We start from the raw sequence: 24747 nt of genomic DNA on the forward strand, positions 1-24747 counted from the left end.
AGTCTAAATCTTTTCTTAAAGATGGTAGTAGGAAAGAGCGATCGAGAATGATTAAGGACAAAAATCAGCAAACCTATAGAGACCCTAGTATTGTCGGTTATTATGCCCAATTAACCGCGCTACAGCCGGCAGAAAGGACAATTTTAACTCTGCTGCAAGAGCGTTTATCGACGATGAAAATGCTTGATTTAGGGGTAGGTGCGGGACGGACTACGAAGTATTTTGCCCCTCTTGTGGGAGAATATATCGGTGTTGATTATTCTACGGAAATGATCGCCGCTTGTCGTCAAAAATTCCCCCATTTAGTCTGGCAAGTGGCTGATGCCAGAAATCTAGAACAATTTGCGGATAATTATTTTGACTTTATTCTCTTTAGTTTTAATGGCATTGATTATATTTCCCATGCTGACCGTTTTCTAGTTTTAGAGGAAATTAGCCGCATCGGTAAAGCGGGTGGTTATTTTTGCTTTTCTAGTCATAATCTTCAGGGAATTATCCCAGAATTCGATTGGAAAAAAAAGATTAGTTTCAATCCTTTTAGTAGCTATGTCAATTTAGTCATCTGGGCGATTTTGCGGGTCTGTAATCCCTCTCTTAGCTACCAACAGTTATTGACTGCTGACTATGCAATTATTCGGGATGAACCCCATAATTTTCGTCTGCAAAATTATTACGCCACACCCAAAGAACAATTAAGACAGTTAAGGTCTTACTTTCAAGATATTAAAATTTATTCTTGGAAAACCGGTCAGGAAATTAACAGCGAACAAGAGTTAAATACTAATCTTGATCATTGGCTTTATTATCTCTGTGTTCTTCCCTAACATTATCCCGCTTTTTTGGGGGATATTGAAGTAATGCTTGGGCAAGATAATGACCAGTGTAGGATTTTTCACATTTAGCCACGGTTTCCGGTGTTCCCACCGCGATTAATTCTCCTCCCTTGTCCCCTCCTTCTGGTCCCAAATCAATAATCCAATCGCTACAGCGAATCACGTCGAGATTATGTTCGATGACGATAATCGAATTACCTTTATCGACCAATCTTTGTAACACATCTAAGAGATGATGCACATCATAAAAAGATAAACCCGTAGTCGGTTCATCGATCAAATATAGGGTTTTTCCCGTGGCCCGTCGGGATAATTCGGCCGCTAATTTCACCCTTTGCGCTTCTCCACCGGATAAAGTGGGCGCGCTTTGACCGAGTTTACAGTATCCTAAACCCACATCCACGAGAGTTTGTAATCTGGTGGTGGCCCGGGGGACATTTTCAAAGACCTTTAATGCTTCCTCGATCGTCATATCTAAGACATCGGCGATCGAATAACCTTTATACTTAACCTGTAGGGTTTCCCGATTGTAACGCGCCCCTTTACACACATCACACTGCACATAGACATCGGGGAGAAAATTCATCTCAATCACGTTTACCCCTTGGCCTAAACAAGCTTCACAGCGTCCTCCCTTAACATTAAAAGAAAACTGCCCCGCTTTGTAACCCCTAGCTTTTGCTTCGATGGTTTCGGTGAAAATCTCGCGAATAATGTCAAAAACCCCCGTATAGGTGGCAGGATTTGACCGAGGAGTGCGTCCTATCGGTGATTGGTCGATGACAATTACTTTATCAACCGCGTCCAATCCTTCCACTTTATCTAACTCTTTGGGGAAGGGAGTTAAACGGGTTAAATGATGTTGTAAAGCTGGATATAATAACTCATTAATTAAGGTGGATTTGCCCGAACCAGATACCCCCGTAATCGAGACTAATTTTCCTAAAGGAATCGTTACATCAATATTTCTTAGGTTATTTTGATGGCAATTTTTTAAGACTAAAGCATTACCATTCCCAGACCTTCTTTGGGGAGGAGTTTCAATAACTTTGCGTCCCGATAGGTAGGCCCCTGTTATCGATTTTTTCGACTTTAAAAGACTTTTAAAACTGCCTTGACAGATGATTTCTCCGCCATGAATCCCCGCTTTTGGACCAATATCGACCACATAATCGGCTGCCCGAATCGTTTCTTCATCGTGTTCGACGACAATTAAAGTATTACCTAAATCTCGCAATCTTTGCAGGGTTTCTAACAGTTTACTATTATCTCTTTGGTGTAATCCAATGCTAGGTTCATCGAGAACGTATAATACTCCCGTTAATCCCGAACCGATTTGAGTAGCTAATCTAATTCGTTGGGATTCCCCCCCGGATAAAGTCATCGCTGGTCGATCGAGGGTAAGATAATCTAATCCCACATCGATTAAAAATTGTAGTCTCGCTTTGATTTCTTTGAGAGCTAATTCCCCAATTAATGCTTGTCTTGGGGTTAAATGACAATCATTAATTCTCTGCAAACAATCCCGAATCGGAACTCCGGTAAAATCCGTGACCGTATATTGTCCTAAACGTACCGATAAAGCTTCTGGTTTTAATCTTTTTCCGTGACAAACTTCACAGGTTTGGTTAACAATATATTTCTCTAGTCTTTGTTTGATAACTTCCGAGGTGGTTTCTTGATAATTCCTATCTAAGATATTGATAACTCCCGCAAATTCTCGATAGTAACCGCGGCCAGTATCGTAACGGTAATCATCTTCAAAATAGATCGGTTCTTTACTCCCATAGAGAATGATATCTTGCTGGGTTTTTGTGAGTTTCTGCCAAGGAGTTTGAATTTCAAAACCTAAAGCTTGCCCTAAACCGTAGAGGAGAGAAAGATAGTAGGAGTTATCCTTATCTGACCAGGGGGCAATAGCAGAATATACCGGTTGTTTCGGGTCTGGAATGACTAAATCTGCCGAAAATTTCCGTAAACTGCCCAATCCGTGACAGTTGGGACAAGCACCATAGGGAGAATTAAAAGAGAATAAACGGGGGGATAATTCTTCCATAACTGCCCCGTGTTCGGGACAGGCAAATTTTTCGGAAAAGACAATTTCTTTGGTAACTTCGGGATTATCTTCGTTATTCTCATCGAGAATTTCCACAATCGCTACACCGTCGGAATGCTTTAAACAAGTGGTTAAAGAATCCACTAATCTTTCCTGTAAACCCTCTTTTTTGATCAGGCGATCGATAACAATTTCAAGATCATGAAGATGTTTTTTATCTAACTCGATGCCCTCGGATAATTCTACTACCTTGCCGTCAATCCGCACCCGGGCAAAGCCTTGGGAGGCCAAACTAGAGATTAATTGCTTATGAGTGCCTTTTTTGCCGCGAATTACTGGGGCTAAGATTTGAAATCGGGTTTTATCGGCTAATTCCATCACTCGATCGCACATTTGATCGATGGTTTGGGGGGCAATATTGCGATCGCAATGGGGACAATGGGGTTCCCCAGCACGACCGAACAATAAACGCAAGTAATCGTAAATTTCCGTTACAGTTCCCACACTAGAGCGGGGATTGTGGGAAGTGGATTTTTGGTCGATGGAAATAGCCGGACTTAAACCCTCGATCGCATCCACATCGGGTTTATCTAATTGTCCTAAAAATTGGCGCGCGTAGGCGCTGAGGGACTCCACATAGCGGCGCTGTCCCTCGGCAAAAATAGTGTCGAAAGCGAGGGAAGATTTGCCCGATCCCGAAACTCCCGTAAAAACAATCAACTGATTGCGGGGTAATTCGATATCAACATTTTTGAGATTGTGTTGTCGGGCGCCACGGATACGGATCGAGTCAGTTTGAGCCATCGGATGGTGCCAAGTAGTCCTTAACAATAATAGCTTTGACGAATGGATTTCAGCCACTAGAAAACCAGTCTTCTATCATATCAAAAGATTCTCGGGGTTAAACCGCTCTTTCGAGAAACTCGCGCATATCTTGATCGGCCGCGGGACAACAGCTATGACTCGCTTCTTCTTCTAAATGGGCTAAAACTGGGCAATTAATCCGATAATCTGGTTCTTTTGACCGTTCTAGCCGCAATTCGTACACTTGTTTTTCCAGTTGTTCAATGCGGTCAACCAAAGCGCGAATAGCCACCGCTTCCGAGTCGGGTAAATCACCGTGTTCGAGGGGTTGCACCCGCGTCCCAGCGCGATAGATTAAACGACCGGGTACACCAACAACGGTACAATCGGCGGGAATATCGCGCAGCACCACAGAACCAGCGCCGACGCGAACGTTATTACCCAGATAAATATTACCTAAAACCTTAGCCCCGGCACCGACGACCACATTTTCCCCCAGAGTCGGGTGACGTTTACCGCTTTCTTTCCCCGTCCCTCCTAAAGTAACTCCTTGATAGATGAGGGCATAATCACCGATAATGGCGGTTTCTCCGATGACAACTCCCATGCCATGGTCGATAAAAACACCCTGACCAATTTGGGCACCGGGGTGAATTTCGATACCAGTCAGAAAACGGGCAAAATGGGAAATTAAACGGGGAATAAAGGGAATCCCGAGCTGATATAGCCAATGGGCGAAGCGATGGCACAGTAAAGCTTGTAATCCAGGATAACAAAACAGTACCTCTAACCAGTTGCGGGCAGCGGGGTCACGTTCAAAAATGATCTTGAAATCGGCTAGGAGAGTGGATAACACGAGTCTTGATTCCATATTGATCGAGCTTATACTAAACCATGTTATCACCCTGGTAAATGAGCCGTTCAACTAAAAAGCGATCGAGTAAGCTGTTTTCCTAGTTCTCTTGTACTTGCATTAGCCAAATTTTGAAGATATCCTTAATTTCCCTCTTGTTTAATCTTCCTTTAACTTGGGGCTGAAAAAATGCGATTGTTTAGCCTTTTTTTGCAGGTTTTTAGCTAAAAATATGATTCATCCTATCTATCGTCACCATTGGCAATTTTTATTAACCTTGCTGTCAATTGCTGGCAGTATCAATATTGTTACCGAATCTGCCTCAGCTTTAAATATCACCCGATTGAGCAGTCTTGGCAATAGTACAACTGCTGCTAATAACTTCGGGGCAGAAATCCCCGCTTATGACCCAGCTAGTCGAAAATTATTCGTGACCGGTCCTAATAATCGTCTAGATATTGCCGATATCAGCAATCCCGCTAGTCCAATTCGCTTACCCTCGATCGATCTTAGTCCCTACGGTGCAGGGGTTAACAGCGTTGCCATCAAAAATGGTATCGTGGCCGTGGCCATGGAAGCTAGTCAGATTACCAATAACGGCAGTGTGGTCTTTTTCAATACTAATGGTGTCTTTCAGAGTCAGGTTACTGTGGGTGCTTTACCAGATATGTTAACCTTTACTCCTGACGGTAATCGGGTTTTGGTCGCTAACGAAGGGGAAGCAAGAGGGGCGATCGATCCCAATGGTTCCGTTAGTATTATTGACCTTAGCACTGGTGTTCTCAATGCCACGGTCAACACTGCTACCTTTACCCGTTTTAATGGTCAAGAGAACACTTTAAGAAATCAGGGAGTCCGTATTTTTCCCGGTCAAACGGTTTCCCAAGATGTGGAACCAGAATACATCACCGTTTCCGACGATGGAACCACTGCATGGGTGTCTCTACAGGAAAATAATGCTGTTGCCGTAGTCGATGTTGCTAACGCTCAAGTCACCAGTATTGTACCCCTAGGAGCCAAAAATTTTAACGCACCAGGTAATGGTTTGGACCCTAGCGATCGAGATGGAGGGGTAAATATTAATAATTGGCCGGTTTTTGGCTTATACCAACCGGATACGATCGCCACCGTTACCATCGCCGGACAAACCTATTTAATTACTGCCAACGAAGGGGATACTAGAGATGAGGCCAGACGAGTTTCTAGTTTAACCTTAGACCCCAATGTTTTTCCTAATGCCGCCGAATTGCAATTAGCCCAAAATCTCGGCCGTTTGGATGTTTCTAGCATCGACGGACGTAACGACCAAGGTCAATATAGTCAACTTTTTGCCTACGGTGGTCGTTCTTTTTCGATTTGGAATGTCACTAATGGACTGTCCCAAGTCTTCGATAGCGGCGATGATTTTGAACAAATTTTGGCGGCTTTTTCGGCAACTCCCCTAACTCCTAGTATCTTTAATTCCGATGGTACTCCTAGTAGTTTCGATAGTCGTAGCGATAACCGCGGCCCAGAACCGGAAGGTTTAGCCGTGGGAACTGTAGGCAATCGTCTCTATACTTTTGTGGGAATAGAAAGGGCTGGCGGTTTCATGGTTTATGATATCACCAACCCTAGTCATCCTTTCTTTGTTGATTATATCAACGATTGGCAATTAGGTGATATCTCTCCCGAAGGATTATTATTTATTCCCGCTGCCGATAGTCCCAATGGTACTCCCCTGTTAATTGTGGCCAATGAAGTTAGTCGTAATCTGGCGATTTATTCCGTCAAACCTGTCCCAGAACCCAGCGCAGTTTTAGGATTGCTAACCCTCGGATTAGCTGGTTATAGTTTGAAAAAAAGAGGGAATTGCTAATCACATCCCGTAAAATGGTAGCGCCTCCGACCAATGGGGGCGTTTTCCCGTTTGCCAGTCCAAATGGGCTAAATCGAGGATATCGGGGGCATTTATGCCTAAATAACTGGGTGTAGCTAATCTTTGATAGGAAATAGTTAAGTTTTCTAAAGTGTGCTGCCATTGTTCCAAAGTCATCAGGCTATCAGCTAAATAAACCCGATTACCCCGATAGATACCCACATACAATTGTCCCCTAGTGGCGGGCATTTCTAGGGCTAGATGGGTATCAAGGGGATAAAAATCCCGTTGTGACCAAGCAAAGGCCGCTAAACTGGAGACGGTAAAAATCGGTAGCTGTAATTGTTGTGCTAGGGTTCTAGCGGTGACTATACCGATGCGGGTACTGGTAAAGCTCCCCGGCCCCTTAGCAGTGGCTAGAAAGGCTAAATCAGCCCATTTTTGCGGGGCTAGGAACTGTTTTAGATAGGGGTGGAATAGGTTTGATAAGTCCCTGTCTAAGTCCCAAGTTTGTTGACGACTATCATCGCTGAAATTAGAGAGGGCCAGTCCTAGTTGGGGACTGCTGGTATGCAAGGCTAATCCATAGACAGGGGAAGACAAGTCAATCTTTATCAGTAAGTTTTTATGGGTCGCCTGGGATTCGAACCCAAGACCAATCGGTTAAAAGCCGAGTGCTCTACCGCTGAGCTAGCGACCCGTTTCGTGTTCTGCACACGATTTATCAATATAACATCTTATCTGGGCTAAGTCAAGGGGTAATTTAAATTTGATTGACTCGCATTTCCACGATCGCCTCACGGCTACTATGGGGTTCTAGGTAGGTCAAATGTTCGCCTGTGTTAAGGGCGTTGCGGGGGGCGCTCCAGGGTTCGAGACAGATATAATTTTTGTCTTTCAGGGTCCAAAAAACTATAGTTGTATAGAGATCGTCGTAACCGATAACAATTTGACGTTGATGATAGGAATCGCTAAAACTACTTTGATGGCGCGTAATTTGCAGAAAAGCGGCATCAATTTCTTCGAGATTAAAGTCAAAGTTGCCGGAGTAGGAATGGAGGGTCTTCGTGCCTTGGTCGAGGTATTGGGAGGAGGGAATATCAAAGGATAATCGGGTTTTATCTGTCACTTTAAAATAGGGATGAAACCCGATAGAAAAGGGCATTTTTTCGGGGGAAAGATTAATTACTTTTTGGTGAATTTTGAGGCTGTTTCCTTGCAATTGATAGGTAAAGATTAATTTAAAATCAAAAGGATAGACTTGACGAGTGGCTTCATTACTGTTTAATTCTAGGGTTAAATTAGCGGCAGTTTCGGTGCTTTGTTTGCTCACTTGCCAGGGTAAATCACGAGCAAATCCGTGTTGTTTCAGGGTATAGTTTCGGCCTTGGTGTTGATAGGTATTATCGGGTAAGTTGCCACAGATAGGGAATAAAATCGGGACTCCTCCGCGGACGCTGAGGTTAGGATCTTTGAATCTTTCTCTGTCCAGATAGAAAATATCTTCTCCGCAAATTTGCCAACGGGTGATGATTCCTCCCCTAGCGGGAACCACTTCCAGATAAGCGTCAGCCTCTTCATCCTTGAGACAATAGGTAAGATATTGATTTTGGTTTTGAGTGATAGTAAAGGTCATATCAGTTATCAGTTATCAGTTATCAGTTATCAGTTATCAGTTATCAGTTATCAGTTATCAGTTATCAGTTATCAGTTATCAGTTATCAGTTATCAGTTATCAGTTATCAGTTATCAGTTATCAGTTATCAGTTATCAGTTATCAGTTATCAGTTATCAGTTATCAGTTATCAGTTATCAGTTATCAGTTATCAGTTATCAGTTATCAGTTATCAGTTATCAGTTATCGGCTCTTCTGGTTTCTGTGTGGAAACGAGGTCTATACTGATAGAATATCCGCAAAATAGTCTTAAAAGTCTTGTCCAGTAAGCATTTCACGATTCCATAAGCAAAAATTATCACACAAAGCCGAGAAGAGCCAGTTATCAGTTATCAGTTATCAGTTATCAGTTATCGGTACAGCTGACTAAAAAGCTGATTGCTAACTATAGAACGTAGGTTGGGTTGAAGCATGAAACCCAACACCCGCTCATGTTACGCTACCACTAACCCATCCTAACAAATAATTGTGCCTCCCTACTTAGCTTAACCAATGAGGTTATCAGTTATCAGTTATCAGTTATCAGTTATCAGTTATCAGTTATCAGTTATCGGTACAGCTGACTAAAAAGCTGATTGCTAACTATAGAACGTAGGTTGGGTTGAAGCATGAAACCCAACACCCGCTCATGTTACGCTACCACTAACCCATCCTAACAAATAATTGTGCCTCCCTACTTAGCTTAACCAATGAGGTTTTAGATTCGGCCCTTGTGAATAAGCTGAGATAGACTAGCTTGAGATGAAAATTTGGGTAAGAAAATAGGCAATGGCGGCGCTACCAATCGGTACAGTGAGATTATCTATACCTAGTTTCGAGAAAGTTTCTAGAATAGTAGCTCCGATCGCCGTTAATAAAGATACTAGAATAATTGGCGGATTAATGCCATTAATAAAAGATAAAATAATCAAGCTGACTAGAAAGCTGACTCCTAACATAGTCAGGGAACCTTCCAGACTTTTGCCACTGCCGAAAATTTTGTAGGGATGTTGACCAAAATTTTGTCCCACTAGGGCTGCTAATCCGTCTCCTAAAGCCATAATTAAAATACCCATTGCTGCGTATTCGGGGTGAGAAATTGGCCAAAAATAAGCCACGAGAACACCGATACTAACAGCATAAAAAAAAGTTCCCCAACTGCGGCGACCGACACTATTAAGACTGGGTAAAATGGGGAAAAAATAGGATAGGATAGCGATACTTGCCGCTAGGATGGCCGCACTTATTCCCACCCAAGCGGGGATATTTAACCACCAAGCAAAAAGGATGACGTTTCCCGTGCCAATGTGGACAACTTTGCGGGTAATTTCGCCATCGGTACTGAAAACACTTTTTAATTTTTCAGCGATCAGAATCAAAACAGCTAGATAACAGGCGACCAAACCGATCGAAAATAGGAGAGAGTGGGATAGTTCCACGTGGCAAAAGCGAAAATTGACTATCTATTTAGTTTAGGCGATCGAGGTGACATCGATGAAAGGAATTTTTATTGGCTTAATTGAGGGATATAGACGGTTTATTTCGCCGCTATTTCCCCCTTCCTGTCGTTTTCAACCCACCTGTTCCCAGTATGCCATGGAAGCGATTGATCGCTTTGGTGTGCTGCGGGGTTCTTGGTTGGCAATTAAGCGTATTCTCCGTTGTCATCCCTTTCACCCCGGAGGTTACGATCCTGTGCCTCCCTGTAGCCACAAGCACGATTGAAACCTACAGCAGTTATCTCAATGGTGAGATACGAGGTTTTCGTTTTGGGGATTCAGGAGTCAGGATTCAGGAGTCAATACCAAATTAGGTTATACTTCATCTTTAGGGTAAAGTCTGTAAAACTATTGATATTTTTACACCCGTTGATGATTGCCTATTTTCTTTGGGGAAAACGCTCGATATCGGCGATACCATAAAAGATAATCTGTTTATCTTTTAAACGTAGTCGATCGACCCTTAATTGAGTACCATCGAGGGCAAATTTATCTAAATCCATGAGGTTGTTAACGTGGCTGATTAAAGCTTCTCCTAAAGCTTTCGATCTTTCGTCGCCTTGATAAACCACCTCAACAAATTGAATTTTTCGCCGTTCTTCCACAACCACAGCAGTGGTCATTTCTAGAAGAATTGGTTCTTCTTCTCCCAATTTGATGAGACTTTTCAGAGTTAAAGTTTTATCGTCATTGAGAATTAATTCCGTGTTCTGACAGTGAATTGATTTACCTTCGTACTCTAATCTTTGCAGTTTTTCGACAATAAAAGGTGTATTAAAAGAGGTGGTTAAGTCTTCTTCCGTTAAAACTACCCGCAAAGTGGCCCGCGTCGGTTGACGGAGTTTTACCTGTCCGGTAAAAATGGCACTAAAATCGATCGCCACCGCTTGTACATACAATTCCATGGCTTCGATGCGTAGGCCATTGTACATCAGCATCGACTGACCGATAAAGTCAAAACCGTCGATACTGCCTTGCAGTAATTTGGCTACGGGTTCGGCGCGGACAGTCGCTGTCAGCTTGCCTGTGCGTTTGAATAATGCAGCGATCGCAGCACTCACCGCCTTACTGATGAGTTGATCGCCGCTCTGATTGGGAAAAGGTAAGCTACCAAACACGCCTGCTGTCATATCTCTCATAGGTGGGACTGCAACGATCTTAACATTATTTAAAGTTTCTTTACATATCGTTTTGTTAATGAAGATGATAAGCAATCTGTATGATTCTGTAGAGGTTATAAATTTTTAGCGGTCTATCCCGTGCGAGGGGATAGGATAGAAAAGTGCTACTATCCCAGTGATATAGCGTTTTTCACTTAGAAAATCGGGGTTAAAAACGTGGTTGCCATTTCAGATCAACAACAGTTAGCCGCTACCCACAACCACAGCGATCGAGTGGCGGTATTATTGATGGGATACGGGGAAGTGGAGAGTTATGAGGACTTTGCCAACTATAATGAACAGGCCTTAAATTTGCTGACGGCTAAGTTCGCTCCTGTACCGACTTGGGTTTATCCTCCCCTAGCGAAATTATTGGCCCTATTTGACCTACACGAATGGCAGCACCAGCATAATCACTTTATTTCGCCCCATAACCACATTTTCGAGCATCAAAGACAGGAAATCGAGCGCAATTTACAGGCAAAATGGGGTAATCGGGTGGAGGTATTCAAAGCGTTTAACTTCTGCGCGCCTTTTTTACCGGCACAGGTGTTAACGGAAATCCGCGAACGGGGATTCGAGAAAATTTTGATCTATCCTCTCCTCGTTGTTGATTCTATCTTTACCAGTGGCATTGCGATCGAACAAGTTAACAAAGCTTTAGCTCAGGGACAAACGGGGGAACATTGGGTCAAAGGATTGCGCTATATTCCCTCGTTTTATAACCAACCCGCTTACATAGAGCTAATGGCGCGGTTAGTGGAGGAAAAAATCGCGGCCGAGGTAGCTAGTAGCTGTCTTCCCTCGCAAATTGGCATTATTTTAATGAATCACGGTTGTCCCCACGAAGCTAAGGGATTTACGTCGGGAATCGATGAAAGTCAAGCTTTATACGAGTTAGTCCGGGAAAAATTAATCTATCGTTATCCCTTGATTTCTGTGGGTTGGTTAAATCACCAAACCCCTTTAATTAAATGGACGCAACCGAATGCAGAGTTAGCGGCGAAGAATTTAATCGAATTGGGGGCCAAAGCTTTAATTTTCATGCCAATTGGCTTTGCTACGGAAAATCACGAAACTTTGCTGGATGTGGAGCATATTATCGAAGCTTTACGCCGCAAACACAACCAGGTTAATTATGTGCAGATGGCCTGTGTCAACGATAACCCCGAATTTTGCCAGATGGTCGCCGATTGGGCCGAGGAACATATCGAAGCTTTACTATCACAAGAGGCTTTATCTGTCAATAGTTCTGTAACAATTCCTCACATTCATTCCGATCACCATCATCACCACGGACATCACCACCATCATTAAGCTTGGACAGTGGCAAAGAGGGGCAACGGCGAAAATTAGTCCTACCACTTGTCACTGTTGGAGCTATAATCTATAATTGTGCTTTCTTGGGTACGTAGCTCAATGGATAGAGCATCCGCCTTCTAAGCGGACGGTTGTAGGTTCGATCCCTACCGTACCCGTTATTGCCGACTAGGTATGGGAAGGCGGATGTGGTGGGCTGCCAATTGCGAATCAAGTTGCTCTGATGAGCTTCTGGTCTGGCATTGAACTTGAGGTGGTGTGAATTCTGCGTAGAGGAATGAAATTTGGGTAGTGATTTTATTGTAGTGGTGATAGCTCAAACCTTTGCTAATTGGGCATTGTAGTCATGAATAAAATACCAAAGGGTTCCCCAACGTGATTCTCCATTTTTTTAGAGAAAGATAGACTCTCTCTCACCAGCCGAGAAATCCTTTGTCGAAAGGTATTATTTAGGGTCTGCTGAAAAAGTTTTTCCTGGGGGTAGGAGTCAGTAGCCGGTCGTCAGGAGTCAGGAGCCGGTCGTTTTAGGCTTTGTTGCCCTTGTTTTTTGTACCAAGCGATGTACTACAAGAAGGATAATGCAAGGTTTTTGAACGTCCCAATCCTATTTTCTTGCACTAACATCGGACTTTAACAGGTCAAAAGCCTTATTTTAAAAGGGTTTTACCATTATTCAGCAAACCCTATTTAATCCTTCAATAGGATTAGTTTGACCAGTTTCTTTCCCGACCGGTCGATGACGTTTACTGGGAATTACTGTCTTATAAGACTCCCAAAAGTCTGTGTAAGCAACCGCGCATTGTCGGTAAACACCGGGTAAACTAGCCCCAAAGTTTTTGGGCTGATTGACGACTCCTATCTCCGCGCATAGCAACCAATAATTTCTTGCGTAGTTCTATCGATAGCTAACCAAATATATACCTTGATTTTCTGACAAAATACGAATGACCATAACTCATCACATTCTCTGATTAATTTGCCTTTAGGTTTGTCTGTTACCTATACCTGGCGGGGAACTTGGCTAAATTTATTATTAACATAGTTTGGTAACCATGACTAACTCACTCCAGTTACTCTAGCAATTCCTCGTCAGGAAATTCGTTCGAGCAAGAGTTGATCAATTAATTGTTTGGTTTCGTCAGAGACGGTTTTATTAGTGGGATTGATCACAAACGGTTGACCACATTCTTTACCTTGACGTTTGGGTTTTCCCTTAGGAATATAACCATTCTTGATCCTATGGTGAGAACCACAATTAGGACAGGGGAATAGAGGTGAAGGGGGGATTTTGTTCGGTGCTAGACTGATATTTGAGTAAGCCAGACAGGAGCCAGAAAAAGATATTTATCAGAAAAGTCATGAGCAAGCTAGAGGTTTAAAGACTGAGCGGGTTCCAATTATTTTTATTCATAAATATTTTACACAATTCATACCAGGTAAGCAAGAGAGCTACGCCACTACTACCGAATCATTACCTATACTTCAACTGGCTATGGTCGGCAAAGTCCGCAAGCAAATTTATATCTTTGTCTTTCATAACTAGCCTATACTCAACGGATTTAGTATTAAGTACCTAAGCAAAATTAATTACACATATCTAACCACCTCTTGCCTCTTGCCCCTTGCCTCTTGCCTATCTTCACTAGGAAATTAATTTTGCACGACTACTTACTCCTAATGAAGAACTATTTTTCAGCCGAGGGAAACCAATTATCATCTAATATTTGTTCTAGGGATATATGAGCGTCTGAATTGAGGTAAAAAAGCTGAGAAACTGATTTAATCGCCACTGGATAAACTTTATCATACATAGCCGCTAATTCTGGCCGTAAGCTGGGACTATCTTCTAAACGATGCTGAATTTGGGCGCGAAAATTGACTATTTCTGCCGCCCAATGATTACCTGACCGTTTTTTTTCTTCTTGCCAATAAGCCAGCTTTAAAAGATGTTCGATAAGACGGGTTAACAGACTCATTAAAGCTCGTCTATCACTTTTCCCCATACTCTCGATTTCTTCAATTAAATTATCCCAATCTACCTGCTCAAAATTGCGCTCTCGTAACTGTTTTACCGTCTCTTTTAGCCATTGATTATAATCAGTTTCGTAGGCAGTTGACGACATAAGACCTCTTGTAAAAATCAAAAATTGTTGTTGGGGTTAGGAGTCAGTAGCCAGTAGTCAGGAGTCAGGAGAATTAAGAATGAATAATAATTCATTAAATGGTCTATTTACATATTTTATGCAATTTAATCCTTATTTTTGCCGTTTTTGAACCCTGAAAAATTAATTATGCAACAGGTTTATAATTTAACTCTCCATAGAAAATTACTTAAATGGCTTTCTAAGTAGGTAGGTGTTAAAAGTTCTCAGAAACCCCCCTTATCAAGGGGGGCAGGGGGGATCGAACCCACAATCCATAATTTAATTATAACCAGCTACTTATCTAGGGTTGGCTGAATAAATCTACTTTTCTGGCACAGGAGAATTAGGGTCAGTAAATTCTAGCAAATATACTCCATCCCCGTCTATTAAGAAATATTACAAGAAACATGAGTAGATTAAGAAAGGTTAATGGGTGTATCCATTGATAGATAGGGGTTTTCGGCTATTGTAGTAGATATCTATGGGGGAAATCCAGATATATTCTAGAACGCGAGGTGTGGAACCTAACGCGATTGCCCATAAAAATGCCAGGTTTTTGAACGTGGACTCGTTGAACCAAGAATCCCGAAGCGCTGGGGTGGGAGTATCAATCGGATTCTCTCAAGAAACCCGCTTTCTGACTTGTAGTAAGATTGAGGGCATAGTATGGCAATTTCGTAGGCGATGAAGGCAGCGGCAGTTATTGAACAGTACAAAAACGGGCGGCGGGATTTCCGGGGGGAATCCTTGCGAGGAGGTAACTTTCGCGGTGCGGACTTAGCGGGGGCGGATTTTAGTGGCTGTGATATACGCGGGACAAATTTTAGTCGGGCGAATTTGACGGGGGTGAAGTTTGCTGGTGCGAAGGCGGGATTGCCGAAGCGGTGGCTGGTGATTTTGCTGGGGTTGGCTTTGGTGTTAATTCTGTTTTCGAGTTATTTCTCCACCATGGCTGGTTATCTGGTGGGCTTAATTTTTGATTCATCCAGTACACAAAACCAAGTTATTGGTTGGTCAATCTTAATTCTTCTCATCTGTTTTTGCGCTGTCACTTGGCGTAAAAATATTTTGGCCGGAGCCGTAGCCGGAGCCGGAGCCGTAGCCGGAGCCCTAGCCCTAGCCGTAGCCGGAGCCGTAGCCGGAGCCCTAGCCGTAGCCGGAGCCGGAGTCGGAGCCGTAGCCGGAGCCGTAGCCAGAGCCGTAGCCGGAGCCTTGACATTACTTTTCTGTTGGCTCGGTTGGTTGACCCTTAAACAAGAACACCGCGATCCTTGGTTGCGTAAAATTGTGATAGCCTTTGCTGCTATTGGTGGCACATCCTTTTTTCAAGCCAATTTAACCGCAACAGATTTTACAGGAGCCACCCTAAAAAGTACCAATTTTAATCAGGCAATCTTGAATAAAACAATTTTTAAACAAGCAATTAAATTGGAATTAGCCCGCCCCGGCAATACCTTATTAGCCAATCCCCGGGTTAGAGAATTTTTGATTGATTCCCGCACCGGAAGCGGAAAAGACTTTGCCCAAGCCGATTTACGGGGGGCATATCTGGAGGGGGCAAACCTGCAAGCTGCCAACTTGCGCCTAGCGAATATCAGTGAAGCCAGCTTGCAATACGCCAACCTTGCGGGGGCAAATCTCACCGAAGTCAACGCCGTCAATGCCGATTTGCGCCATGCTACTCTGACGGGTGCTTGCGTGGAAAATTGGAATATTGATGCCACCACCCAACTGGATGAGGTGGACTGCCAGTACATTTATCTGCTTAATGGGCAGAAAGAGCGCCGCCCCAGCAGTGGCGAATTTCAACCGGGCGAATTTACTAAATTATTTGCCGAAATGTTCGACACCGTTGACCTGATTTTCCGCAATGGGGTAGATTGGAAAGCTTTCATCGCTGCCTTAAAAGAAGTACAAGTGCAGAATGAAGATACGCCGCTTCAGATACAGAGCATTGCCAATAAAGGAGATGGCGTGATAGTGGTAAAAGTCCATGTACCGCCCGATACTGATAAAGAGAAAATTCATCAAGAATTTAACCAAAATTATCAACTACAACTCGCAGCCATTGAAGCCCAATATAAGGCACAACTCACCGCCAAAGAGACAGAAATTGCCATCTATCGCCAACAAAGTGTTGATATGATGGAAATTACCAAAACCCTCGCCAACCGTCCCATCCATGTAGAAGCAAAAGCCATGAGCCACAGTAACGACAGTTCCCCAAATATTACCATCCGCGATATTAATAATTCCGCCGTCAATTTCGGCGAAATCATCGGCGATGTAACTAATACCATTAACCAAATTGCAGCCGATGCTTCCCCAGAAAATGCCCAACTTAAAGCTTTACTGCAAGAACTAACCCAGGCGATTGAAATTGACAGCCATTTAGATGAAGAAGAAAAAGCCGAAGCCGCCAACCAAGTGAAAAAGATTGCCCAAGCTAGTCAAAATCCTGATGATGCCGGACTACAAAAGAAAGCCCAACGAGCGGTTAATTTTCTCGAAACAATTGCTAAAGCTTTGGAACCTGCCAGCAAACTTGCCCAAGCCTGTCAAAAAGCCTTACCGATAATTTTGAAAACATTAGGCTTCTGATAGGTTTGTAGTTGCGCTTTAGCGCAGTTCTAGTTAGGGCTATAGCATCCTCGTAACTGTTTTACCGTCTCTTTTAGCCATTGATTATAATCAGTTTCGTAGGCAGTTGACGACATAATTTAACTCTCCATAGAAAATTACTTAAATGCCTTTCTATCTAAGGCCAGCTGAATAAACCTAAATGAGGGATTAAGAGAATTTCTCCTATCCCGTTACTGGGTACAAATCAAGGAAACCCCTAATAAATCTAAGGCCTTTTCTTGCAGAGGAGAATGACTGTTAGGAACTTTTTCTATCTATATGACTGCCATTCTAGCAAATATACTCCATCCCCGTCTATTAAGAAATATTACAATAAAAATGCAAGGTTTTTGAACCACATTTTGCTCAAAACCTTGCACCTAATTTGAGATTTATTTGGCAGATCCTAATGAGCAATTATTTCTGCCCTTTCAACAAACTGATGATAGTATCCAGTTTCTTCTCAAGTTTTTGGTTTTCTTCCTCCAATTTAGCAATCTTATCCAACAGTGCTTGATTGTCACTGACTGCCGCAGCAGCGCGTAATTTACGCACATCCCGACCAAAGCCCATCAATGCCGGACGTTCCACATAAGTAACCCGGTGCAGTACCCGCCAGGCTTTATTGGGTTTACCTGCTTGGGCCTGACGCAAAGCCACCGCTTCCTCATCATTACTGCGTAACCATTCAGGATCGACGACATAGTTAAAGAAGTCGTGGAAGTGATTGGTACTGCCTTCGAGGTAGAAACTCATAAAGCGATAGCGATCTACTTTTTCCCCAGGCATAATCGGGCGATCGTTGTAATCGGTGATGCCTTTATACTCTAAACCACTCAGATCTACACTTAACTCAAAACCCTTACTCCGAGCTTCAGTTTTGCTCATGGTTTGGGTGAGGTTAACAGTGGCTAGGGCGGACAATTCAAACATAGCACCAGCTACACCAACATTCGCTTCTCCTCCCAAACTTGCATTCATGCTAAAAGAGCCACCAATGGTATGCTCTACCGTATTCGCAAAGCTTTGTTGCTCCGTTCGCAAGCCCCCATCAGCATCCCAAACGTAGGTATTGACGATGTTGCGTTTGCCAGCCCGAATTTGCAAACTTTCCATCCGTTTTTGCCAACCAGCAAAACTGTTCGTTGCTTGGACTCGTTTCTCTTGGTCGGCAATTTTGCTTTGAATTTCTGCTTGTTTCTGCTGGGAAGCGGTTTCTTGCTGCTTGGTTTTTGCTGCGGCTTCAGCTTTTTCCTCCTGAAGTTTTTCCTCCTCAGCCTTTTTCTTCTCCTCATCACTCATCTGAGTGCTGGGTTTATCTTCTTCCCGTTGTAGCCCAATAGTGCTTGGTCCCTGACCACTATCGATATTCCGATCTAAAGAGAGTTCATCGACTAAACGCACATCAAAGTTAGAAAAGTAAGATTCTCGGCGTTTATCTTCCGCTTCAATTTGGCGTTTTAATTCATAAGCCTCTTTCAGGCGATAGTAACTAGCGGGATAGAGAGAACCGTACTGGCTACGCATTTCGGGAACGTGCTTGAAGAAGCGCTGGCTCGTGGCAATGCTGCCGGTCATCCCATCCAAGCTACCGTTCATCGTGTAGGCAGGATTCATCAAAAAGGTGATGGTGTTGACATCTGGAGGAATGCCATCTACCGGCTGCACTTGGTAGCCGACCATTTTGCCAGTGCGGGCGAGTCGGGTGACAAACACATCTGCCAATGCAGAAACAACCAACGCATAGCCAATGTTTTTGGGAATAAATCGTGTCCCCAAATGGGGGAACTTAGTGCTTTCTTCTGGTGTGCCGCGTAGTTCCAGTTTATCGGTCATGCTCAGGGATGAACTGGAGGTGATACTACTCTCATTCTGGAATTGGTAGCTGAAGTCAAAGTTGGCTTTGTAACCCGCACGGAATTTGGCAATCCTTTTGGAAACTACAACCCCTCCCTCGACTTCATCATCTAATCCAGCAAAAGCTTCTATACTTCCACCCAAACCGCTATCTTGCGATCGGTTCCAGCTAAACTCGACATCTTCAGACATGGTTAATTCCACAGAAGTCGCACCATTGTAATCGTCTGACAAGGTTAGGTTTTCACTGGGTACGGGGGGTGGACCCTCAATATACCCCAACAAAGTGGGAGCAAATTGGGCGTTACCAATCCATTTAAGTTCTAAGGTTTCAATCCGCTTATCTGGTAGCAGGGTGACTCCATTAGTAGCAGGATAAGCAAAGAAGCGCCGCATGATGGCCACCTTGGTTTTCGTGGATGATTCCACAGTCACGGTGCTGTACTCAGCAGAAACTAGGGCATCGCTACCAATGGGTGGGGTATTATTATCATTGTCAATTTTGCCAATGGGTGCCGTACAACCCCACCAATTTGCCCCGGATACCGTGGCATTATAGCCATTACCGGAATAGTCGCGCACTTCCACTCCTGTGGCTTCACTCATGGGATAGTAAGCCAACAAACCTGGTTCGTTGCCACTCAGAAGTAGGGTGCTGTTGACAGCAATTTCATCATCACTTAGGGCAACTTTCCAAATACGGACTTCTGCCAATTTACCGAACTGCTCACCTCGGATGAAGGGGGCAATAGATAGGGTTTGATCCTGCACGATGTTCGCTTCCACCACAGTGCCACGATTATTCGCCACTAGGTCTAAAACTTTACCTCCTTCGAGCTTATTCAGGGGATAGTAAGCCACTAAATTTGCTTCTTTTCCACTAAGGCGTTGGGACATATTCGCCTTAATTTCTGCTTGGGTGCGGGCTGTATTCCAGATGCGGACATCGGTAATTTGGCCATTAAAATATTTGTCAATAGACCAGTTACTTCGGCCAATATAGTTAGTCGTCCGTTTCAGGGGATTGGGAAGATGCACTTTGGCTGTTTGAATCCGCTCACCATTTTTATAAAGGGTTGCCATTCCTGAAGCATCAATGGTTGCGGCTATATGAATCCATTTTTTTGTTTCTAATGCACCTGTTGCCGCAACTAGCTGTTCGGTGGATTGCCGATATATGCCAAAGCGTAGTGTGTTAGATGATCTTTCATTGCAAAGCAGGATATTTTCATTAGCAGCGCCATTACCAAAGTCAATAATTCTGGACCAAGATTGGAAACTGTCATACCATACCCAAGCTTCGACGGACATTCCTTGGGATAAGTCATAGTTGATTTCTGGTAAAGATACACAATCATTTACCCCATCAAACTTCATCACTGAATAATCAGGAGACTGATTAATAGCTAAATGATTGTTCGCGATCGCATAAACATCGCTCTTAGATTTCAGACTAGCTTTCTTAATGTCTTCAACCTTTTGCTTCGCGGCGGCATCATTGGAGTTTTTATTCAGATTCTCTTCCGCATCTTTTAGGGCTTTTGCTTTCACATCACCCACTTTTTTGCCATCAACATAAAACAGAGTCGTATCTCCCCGACCGACAGCAGCGACATGATGCCATCCCTCGGTTAACAACTCCATATTGAAACCGCTATCATAGAAATAGCCCCCCAAGGAATCATTGGTCAGATAAATCCCTAACTGTTTACGATTTCTGACCAGAATGTGATGATCGGCATCTTTTCCTCGGATTAAAGTATTCCATTCTGCCGTTTCTGTTAATGGATAAGCGAACCAAGCTTCAATACTCCAGTCTAAGGGAAGATACAAAGGTTGATTTAAGTTAACGACACTATTGCTGTTGCTAAATTTCAAACAAGCCCGTTGAGCATCAGGAATCCACTGTTCAAAGGTCGCATTTTGACTGTCCGCAGTGGCATCATAGTTGGTTTGCCGCATCCGTCCTTCGCTGTCCACATAACTCAATTGGACATTGCCTTCACAAGTTTCAATGGCATTCAGACGGCTTGCCGGTTGCACAAAACCAAGTAACGCTCCTTGAGTCACTAACCCCTTGCTATCTTTAGCAACTTGGGGCATAGTTTGGGGAGTTTGTTGGGTGTTTTTGAAAGCATTCAGGAAGTCAGTGTTCAGGGTACTTAACTCAGTTTGAATCGTGGTGAGTTCTGCCTTGACTGCATCCAGGCGCTTCTGAAGTTCGGCTTTCTTAGCATCTTGATTACTTCCATCCAACTTTAAGAGGTTTAGTTCATTTTCAAGATTTCTCAAACGTTCTTGCGCTGTTTTCAACTCTGTTTGCTTCGCCAACAAAGCTGAGTGAGCATTGTAAATATTGTTATTACTTTGCCCTCCAATGATCACAATTTTCCACTGTTCCCATGTTACATTACTTTCAGGCCAAGTACAAACTCCATAATCGCCACCACCCCGATTTAAGACCTCTCCATTTGATCGTTGACGAATTAAATAATAATCACCCCAAAGTTTTTCAGGCCTCCATTCATACTCCCAGCCAATACCATATCCGCTATATACTTGAGCTTTTGAACCTCCATACAAGGCTCGATCCTCATAATATGAGACAATCCGATAATACCCACTATCTGTTGCTACAAACTTGAACTCGTTGTTAGAGTAGTAAGGGTTGCCATCAGCCCCGACATCAGCATAAAGAAGCCCCTTTGATTGAGTGTAAATACGAGCAATCCAGCTTTCATTAACTCGGCAGACTAATTTACACCAATAGTTTAAGGGATTATTCTGCTCTGTTTCATAAGTATTTTGGCATAGACTTATTTGCTGATTGATGTCGCTAATTGTCGTTTTTTGCTCACTAATTTCATTGTTTTTGGCAGTTATGGCGTATTCCTTTTGCGCTCCTTGAAGACTCAGATTAGCGATATCTAGTTCTAATTGTCGCTTTTCTTTGAGTAATACTCTTTCCTGCTTCTCTTTCAACTCCAGTGCTTTTAACTTCGCCGCTAATGTGGCATGGTCATCCACCAAAGTTGCCAAAGTCACACCATCTGTGTACTTCGCCTCTGTAATACTATCGGACAAAAAACGAATGCGGTGTTTGCGAATTTCTAACGATTGCCAATCTCCTTGAACATTGGCAATTTCAAAGGAACGTAACAGACTCACTTCATCGGGAATTGTCACATTACAGGAAGCGCGATACCAGCCATTCCCCAAGTCTTCAAACTTATTCTGCACCGCCGAAATGGTCTTTTTCTCTTCCGCACTGCGGCTGGTTTTTCCCCAATAGGAAAAGGTAAAAATCTTGGTGTCAATATTTTTACCATCGGCATTGTCTAGATAGGCTAAATTAACCGGATTTGCTGAGTTAATCTTAAACTCAAAACTTTCCTCATAAGTTGCCCGTTCGCTGACGGCAAATAGCTCAGGATTGCTATATTTAACCGCTGCGGTTCCTCCGGCAAGTTTGCGGTTGAGAGTTGCCGCACTGACATAAGGTTCACCATAAACGGTGCCGTCATTGCCGTTCACAGAAAAGTCAACTACTTTGCCTTCAGAGATACCACCTAAGCGCCAATACCCTACTAAACCGACTTCTTTGCCCGTCAGTTGTAGGTACATACTGTTTTTAATGTCTTCAGCAGTCCGGACTATTTTCCAAACACGGAGATCCGCAATTTGCCCTTCAAAATTCGTGACTCCTTCCCGACTATCACGCCCGATTCTGTGAGCAATTACAGCCTGCTTATCAGAAACTGCTCCAGAATATTCAAAATCAAGCACACCATCAATGTAGCCTGATATCTTTTTGTTTTCCCGATCTCTGACAAAGCTGATAAAATGCCATTGATTGTCTCTTAAATCTTTGGCTCCAACTAGACTCTGTTCACCACCCCAGAAAAACCGTAGTTTCCCCTCGGCCGAAACTTCAAAATTAACGTCAATTGACTTCGGTAGTTGATAGTCTCCTAGCAAGACACCTCGGTTGGAATTTGCGGGAACTTTTACCCACATAGAAATCGTGAATGAACTGGAAAAAATCGGCAGTGGTTGCGTCAGTTCAATATAATCATCCACGCCATCAAACACGATCCCCCGCCGCTTTTGGGACACCAATTTCACATTGACAGCCTCTCCGATTGCCCATTTGCGTTCGATGACAAAATGGGTATCATCAATTTTTCGCACGGGGTAGCTGTCTTTGTAGTCTTCTGTGCCGGTAATTTGGACGCGATCGCCATTTTCCAAGCCATGATTAGCACAGGTGACTCGTAATTTGCCATCGGCAGTTTTTTGATAAGCGGTAATCATGCCATCAAAAATCAAACCACCTTCTTCTTGGTCTTCTTTTTCCCAATAACCCAATCCGCGATCCAAGGGGATGTCAATATCAAAGGTATCTTGATCTACTTTAATCGTCCGATATAACCCTTGATAATCACTGGTGCCGCTGATTTTTACTAAGTCGTAATTGGCTAACTCTGAAGCGCCGCCATTGGTAGATATTTTAACTAAATCTTCGATATCTTCCTCATCAGTTCCTGCGGAGAATCCGCTAATAATTCCTTGGGGAGGAGGGGTTTTGTCACCAATTGCTTTAATTTCATCTAAGGTGTTTAAAGGCAACAAAACTTCTCGCTGACGACTGCGAATAAGCTTGCTATCGGGGGTTTCGTCAATTTCTCCTAAAGTACCATCTCCTGCGATCGCAAAACTGAAAGCGGCCGCCCCTTTATCGGTGGGAATCGCTAACATTAATCGCGTGGCAGTTTTCAACAGTTGTTCTTCACCAGACTGGGTTTGCTGGGCCTGTTGTAAATCATATTTAGTGGCAGATAAACCGTTGGTGACTGTCACCCCATTAATGTCTAAAGTCCGCTTAATCACCCCCGGAATCCGCCGGGGAACTAGGCTATCGTTTGATTCTTCAAAAACGGTGTAATCTTGAACGTCAAATAGTCCTGCTTCCGAGGCGCGAATGGTGGTTACTTCCACTTTCTGGGTTTGGCTGTTGTAGGCGAAAATATGCCAGCGATAAACATCATTTTCAATCGTCGGAACCAATACGACGGAAAACCAGCCCTTATGCAGGTTATTGACTAAACTTAATTCGGTAGTGGGTTCATAGAAAAAGCTACCGTTGGCATCACGAAAGTCTAAGGTATCAATATCAATCAGTCCACTAGACCCCCGTTTCATATTTTTCGTGGGGGTGTGTTTCTGCTTACTCCGCTTAAACCGAACTTCTAGCTTGCGGTTCAGCTTATTGGTCATGCCGTCTAACACAAATCGGTCCACTAATAGCGTGTTAGATTTGGACTGACGAAAAACGTAAATATGTTCCAGGGCGGCAATGACTTGTACTGGCGCAACTGCGGTTATATTTTCGGTTTTGTAAAGGGATTTGAGGAGATATTGACTGGGATTTTGTTGGTGAGTCAGTTCGGCTTTTTCTTTCTCAATTACCGACTGGTCATCAGCTTCATCGGGGAATTCTAGAGTTTTCCAGTTTTCCCAGCCGGTTCTTTGGTCGGCGGGGGTGTTGAGGTAGCTATCTTCAAACCCATCTTGCTTGACTGTGTAGGAAATTTTCCCCTCGGCATCGGTGGCGAACACCACTATCTTGCTCTCGTGGGTAATCGTACTAATATGTTGTAGTTTGTCTTTGAGTAGGTACATAAGCGTCTTTTCAGTTAGTTGGTTTACAGATCCGACAAAACAAAAACGATGACCGCACTATCCCCGGCCATCTAGCCTAATCGGCCTTTGGGTTCCGGGATAACTACGGATTATTCAGGAAAGTTTCCTTGACTTTTACCTTTAATCCGCCAGCCATCCGTAATCATAATTACCGATTATCCGCCCGATTCATATTTGTTGCAAATCTTCACTTTTAACCGTTCAGGAGGGAGATGAAGGAGAAATAATAAACTACCAATTAGCGCATTGGCTCTTCTGGTTTCTGTGTGGAAACGAGGTCTATACTGATAGTTTATTCCGCCAAATAGCACTAAAAGTCTTGCCTGATAAGCATTTCACGATTCCATAAGCAAAAATTATCACACAAAGTCGAGAAGAGCCGCG

Annotated in this window: 14 protein-coding genes, 2 tRNA genes and 2 pseudogenes; 7 read left to right on the plus strand and 11 right to left on the minus strand. The window is 43.4% G+C overall.

Annotated elements, in window-relative coordinates; all coding sequences use genetic code 11:
- Positions 1 to 47: 47 nt before the first annotated feature.
- Complete coding sequence (locus VL20_RS13010) at positions 48 to 824, plus strand: class I SAM-dependent methyltransferase (protein ID WP_052276745.1); 777 nt, start codon at positions 48 to 50, stop codon at positions 822 to 824.
- Here VL20_RS13010 and uvrA read toward each other — a convergent pair.
- Positions 781 to 3693, minus strand: coding sequence for an excinuclease ABC subunit UvrA (gene uvrA / locus VL20_RS13015; protein WP_052276746.1), 2913 nt, complete (start codon positions 3691 to 3693; stop codon positions 781 to 783). The genes VL20_RS13010 and uvrA overlap by 44 nt on opposite strands.
- Before the next feature lie 97 nt (positions 3694 to 3790).
- A complete protein-coding gene (cysE, locus tag VL20_RS13020; protein WP_052276747.1) occupies positions 3791 to 4564 on the minus strand; it encodes a serine O-acetyltransferase in 774 nt (257 codons plus the stop codon).
- Between the two features lie 214 nt (positions 4565 to 4778).
- On the opposite strand from cysE, the gene VL20_RS13025 reads away from it, so the two are divergent.
- On the plus strand, positions 4779 to 6404 hold the full coding sequence (locus VL20_RS13025; RefSeq protein WP_052276748.1) for a choice-of-anchor I family protein: 1626 nt from the start codon (positions 4779 to 4781) through the stop codon (positions 6402 to 6404).
- Here VL20_RS13025 and tsaB read toward each other — a convergent pair whose 3' ends face one another.
- The 3 genes from tsaB to VL20_RS13040 form a co-directional block, all read right to left on the minus strand.
- Positions 6405 to 7007, minus strand: coding sequence for a tRNA (adenosine(37)-N6)-threonylcarbamoyltransferase complex dimerization subunit type 1 TsaB (tsaB, locus tag VL20_RS13030; RefSeq protein ID WP_002785414.1), 603 nt, complete (start codon positions 7005 to 7007; stop codon positions 6405 to 6407).
- Positions 7008 to 7032: 25 nt separating this feature from the next.
- Positions 7033 to 7104 (minus strand) — tRNA-Lys (locus VL20_RS13035).
- A gap of 63 nt (positions 7105 to 7167) precedes the next feature.
- Positions 7168 to 8040: an aldose epimerase family protein gene (locus tag VL20_RS13040; RefSeq protein WP_052276749.1), complete on the minus strand. Its 873-nt coding sequence runs from the start codon at positions 8038 to 8040 to the stop codon at positions 7168 to 7170.
- On the opposite strand from VL20_RS13040, the gene VL20_RS13045 reads away from it, so the two are divergent.
- On the plus strand, positions 8020 to 8307 hold the full coding sequence (locus VL20_RS13045; RefSeq protein ID WP_284526143.1) for a hypothetical protein: 288 nt from the start codon (positions 8020 to 8022) through the stop codon (positions 8305 to 8307). The two genes, VL20_RS13040 and VL20_RS13045, sit on opposite strands and share 21 nt — an antisense overlap.
- A 503-nt stretch (positions 8308 to 8810) precedes the next feature.
- Here VL20_RS13045 and VL20_RS13050 read toward each other — a convergent pair.
- On the minus strand, positions 8811 to 9497 hold the full coding sequence (locus VL20_RS13050; protein ID WP_052276750.1) for a diacylglycerol/polyprenol kinase family protein: 687 nt from the start codon (positions 9495 to 9497) through the stop codon (positions 8811 to 8813).
- Between the two features lie 55 nt (positions 9498 to 9552).
- On the opposite strand from VL20_RS13050, the gene yidD reads away from it, so the two are divergent.
- Positions 9553 to 9783 carry a membrane protein insertion efficiency factor YidD gene (gene yidD, locus VL20_RS13055; protein WP_002757748.1) on the plus strand — a complete coding sequence of 77 codons (231 nt, stop codon included), beginning with the start codon at positions 9553 to 9555 and terminating at the stop codon, positions 9781 to 9783.
- A gap of 154 nt (positions 9784 to 9937) precedes the next feature.
- Here yidD and VL20_RS13060 read toward each other — a convergent pair whose 3' ends face one another.
- Positions 9938 to 10696 (minus strand): LmeA family phospholipid-binding protein, encoded by a 759-nt coding sequence (locus VL20_RS13060; RefSeq protein WP_081417871.1) that lies wholly within the window; start codon positions 10694 to 10696, stop codon positions 9938 to 9940.
- Positions 10697 to 10894: 198 nt separating this feature from the next.
- Between VL20_RS13060 and VL20_RS13065 the strand changes: the two genes are divergently transcribed.
- A complete protein-coding gene (locus tag VL20_RS13065) occupies positions 10895 to 12034 on the plus strand; it encodes a ferrochelatase (protein ID WP_052276752.1) in 1140 nt (379 codons plus the stop codon).
- An 88-nt stretch (positions 12035 to 12122) separates the two neighbouring features.
- Positions 12123 to 12195: transfer RNA gene (locus tag VL20_RS13070), tRNA-Arg, on the plus strand.
- Positions 12196 to 12741: 546 nt separating this feature from the next.
- On the opposite strand, the pseudogene VL20_RS28560 reads toward VL20_RS13070, so the two are convergent.
- A pseudogene (locus tag VL20_RS28560) lies at positions 12742 to 13397 on the minus strand (IS1 family transposase).
- 325 nt (positions 13398 to 13722) lie between these two features.
- Positions 13723 to 14160, minus strand: coding sequence for a DUF29 domain-containing protein (locus VL20_RS13080; RefSeq protein ID WP_052276754.1), 438 nt, complete (start codon positions 14158 to 14160; stop codon positions 13723 to 13725).
- Between the two features lie 705 nt (positions 14161 to 14865).
- On the opposite strand from VL20_RS13080, the gene VL20_RS13090 reads away from it, so the two are divergent.
- The gene (locus VL20_RS13090) at positions 14866 to 16782 is read left to right on the plus strand and encodes a pentapeptide repeat-containing protein (protein ID WP_052276756.1); all 1917 of its coding nucleotides are present in this window, start codon (positions 14866 to 14868) and stop codon (positions 16780 to 16782) included.
- A 50-nt stretch (positions 16783 to 16832) separates the two neighbouring features.
- On the opposite strand, the pseudogene VL20_RS28565 reads toward VL20_RS13090, so the two are convergent.
- Positions 16833 to 16898 (minus strand): annotated as a pseudogene (locus VL20_RS28565) (DUF29 domain-containing protein); the annotation flags it as partial.
- Between the two features lie 322 nt (positions 16899 to 17220).
- Positions 17221 to 24342, minus strand: a complete 7122-nt coding sequence (locus VL20_RS13095; protein ID WP_052276757.1) for a LamG domain-containing protein — start codon at positions 24340 to 24342, stop codon at positions 17221 to 17223.
- Between the last annotated feature and the right edge of the window lie 405 nt (positions 24343 to 24747).

This window comes from Microcystis panniformis FACHB-1757 (assembly GCF_001264245.1).
Lineage (GTDB): Bacteria > Cyanobacteriota > Cyanobacteriia > Cyanobacteriales > Microcystaceae > Microcystis > Microcystis panniformis.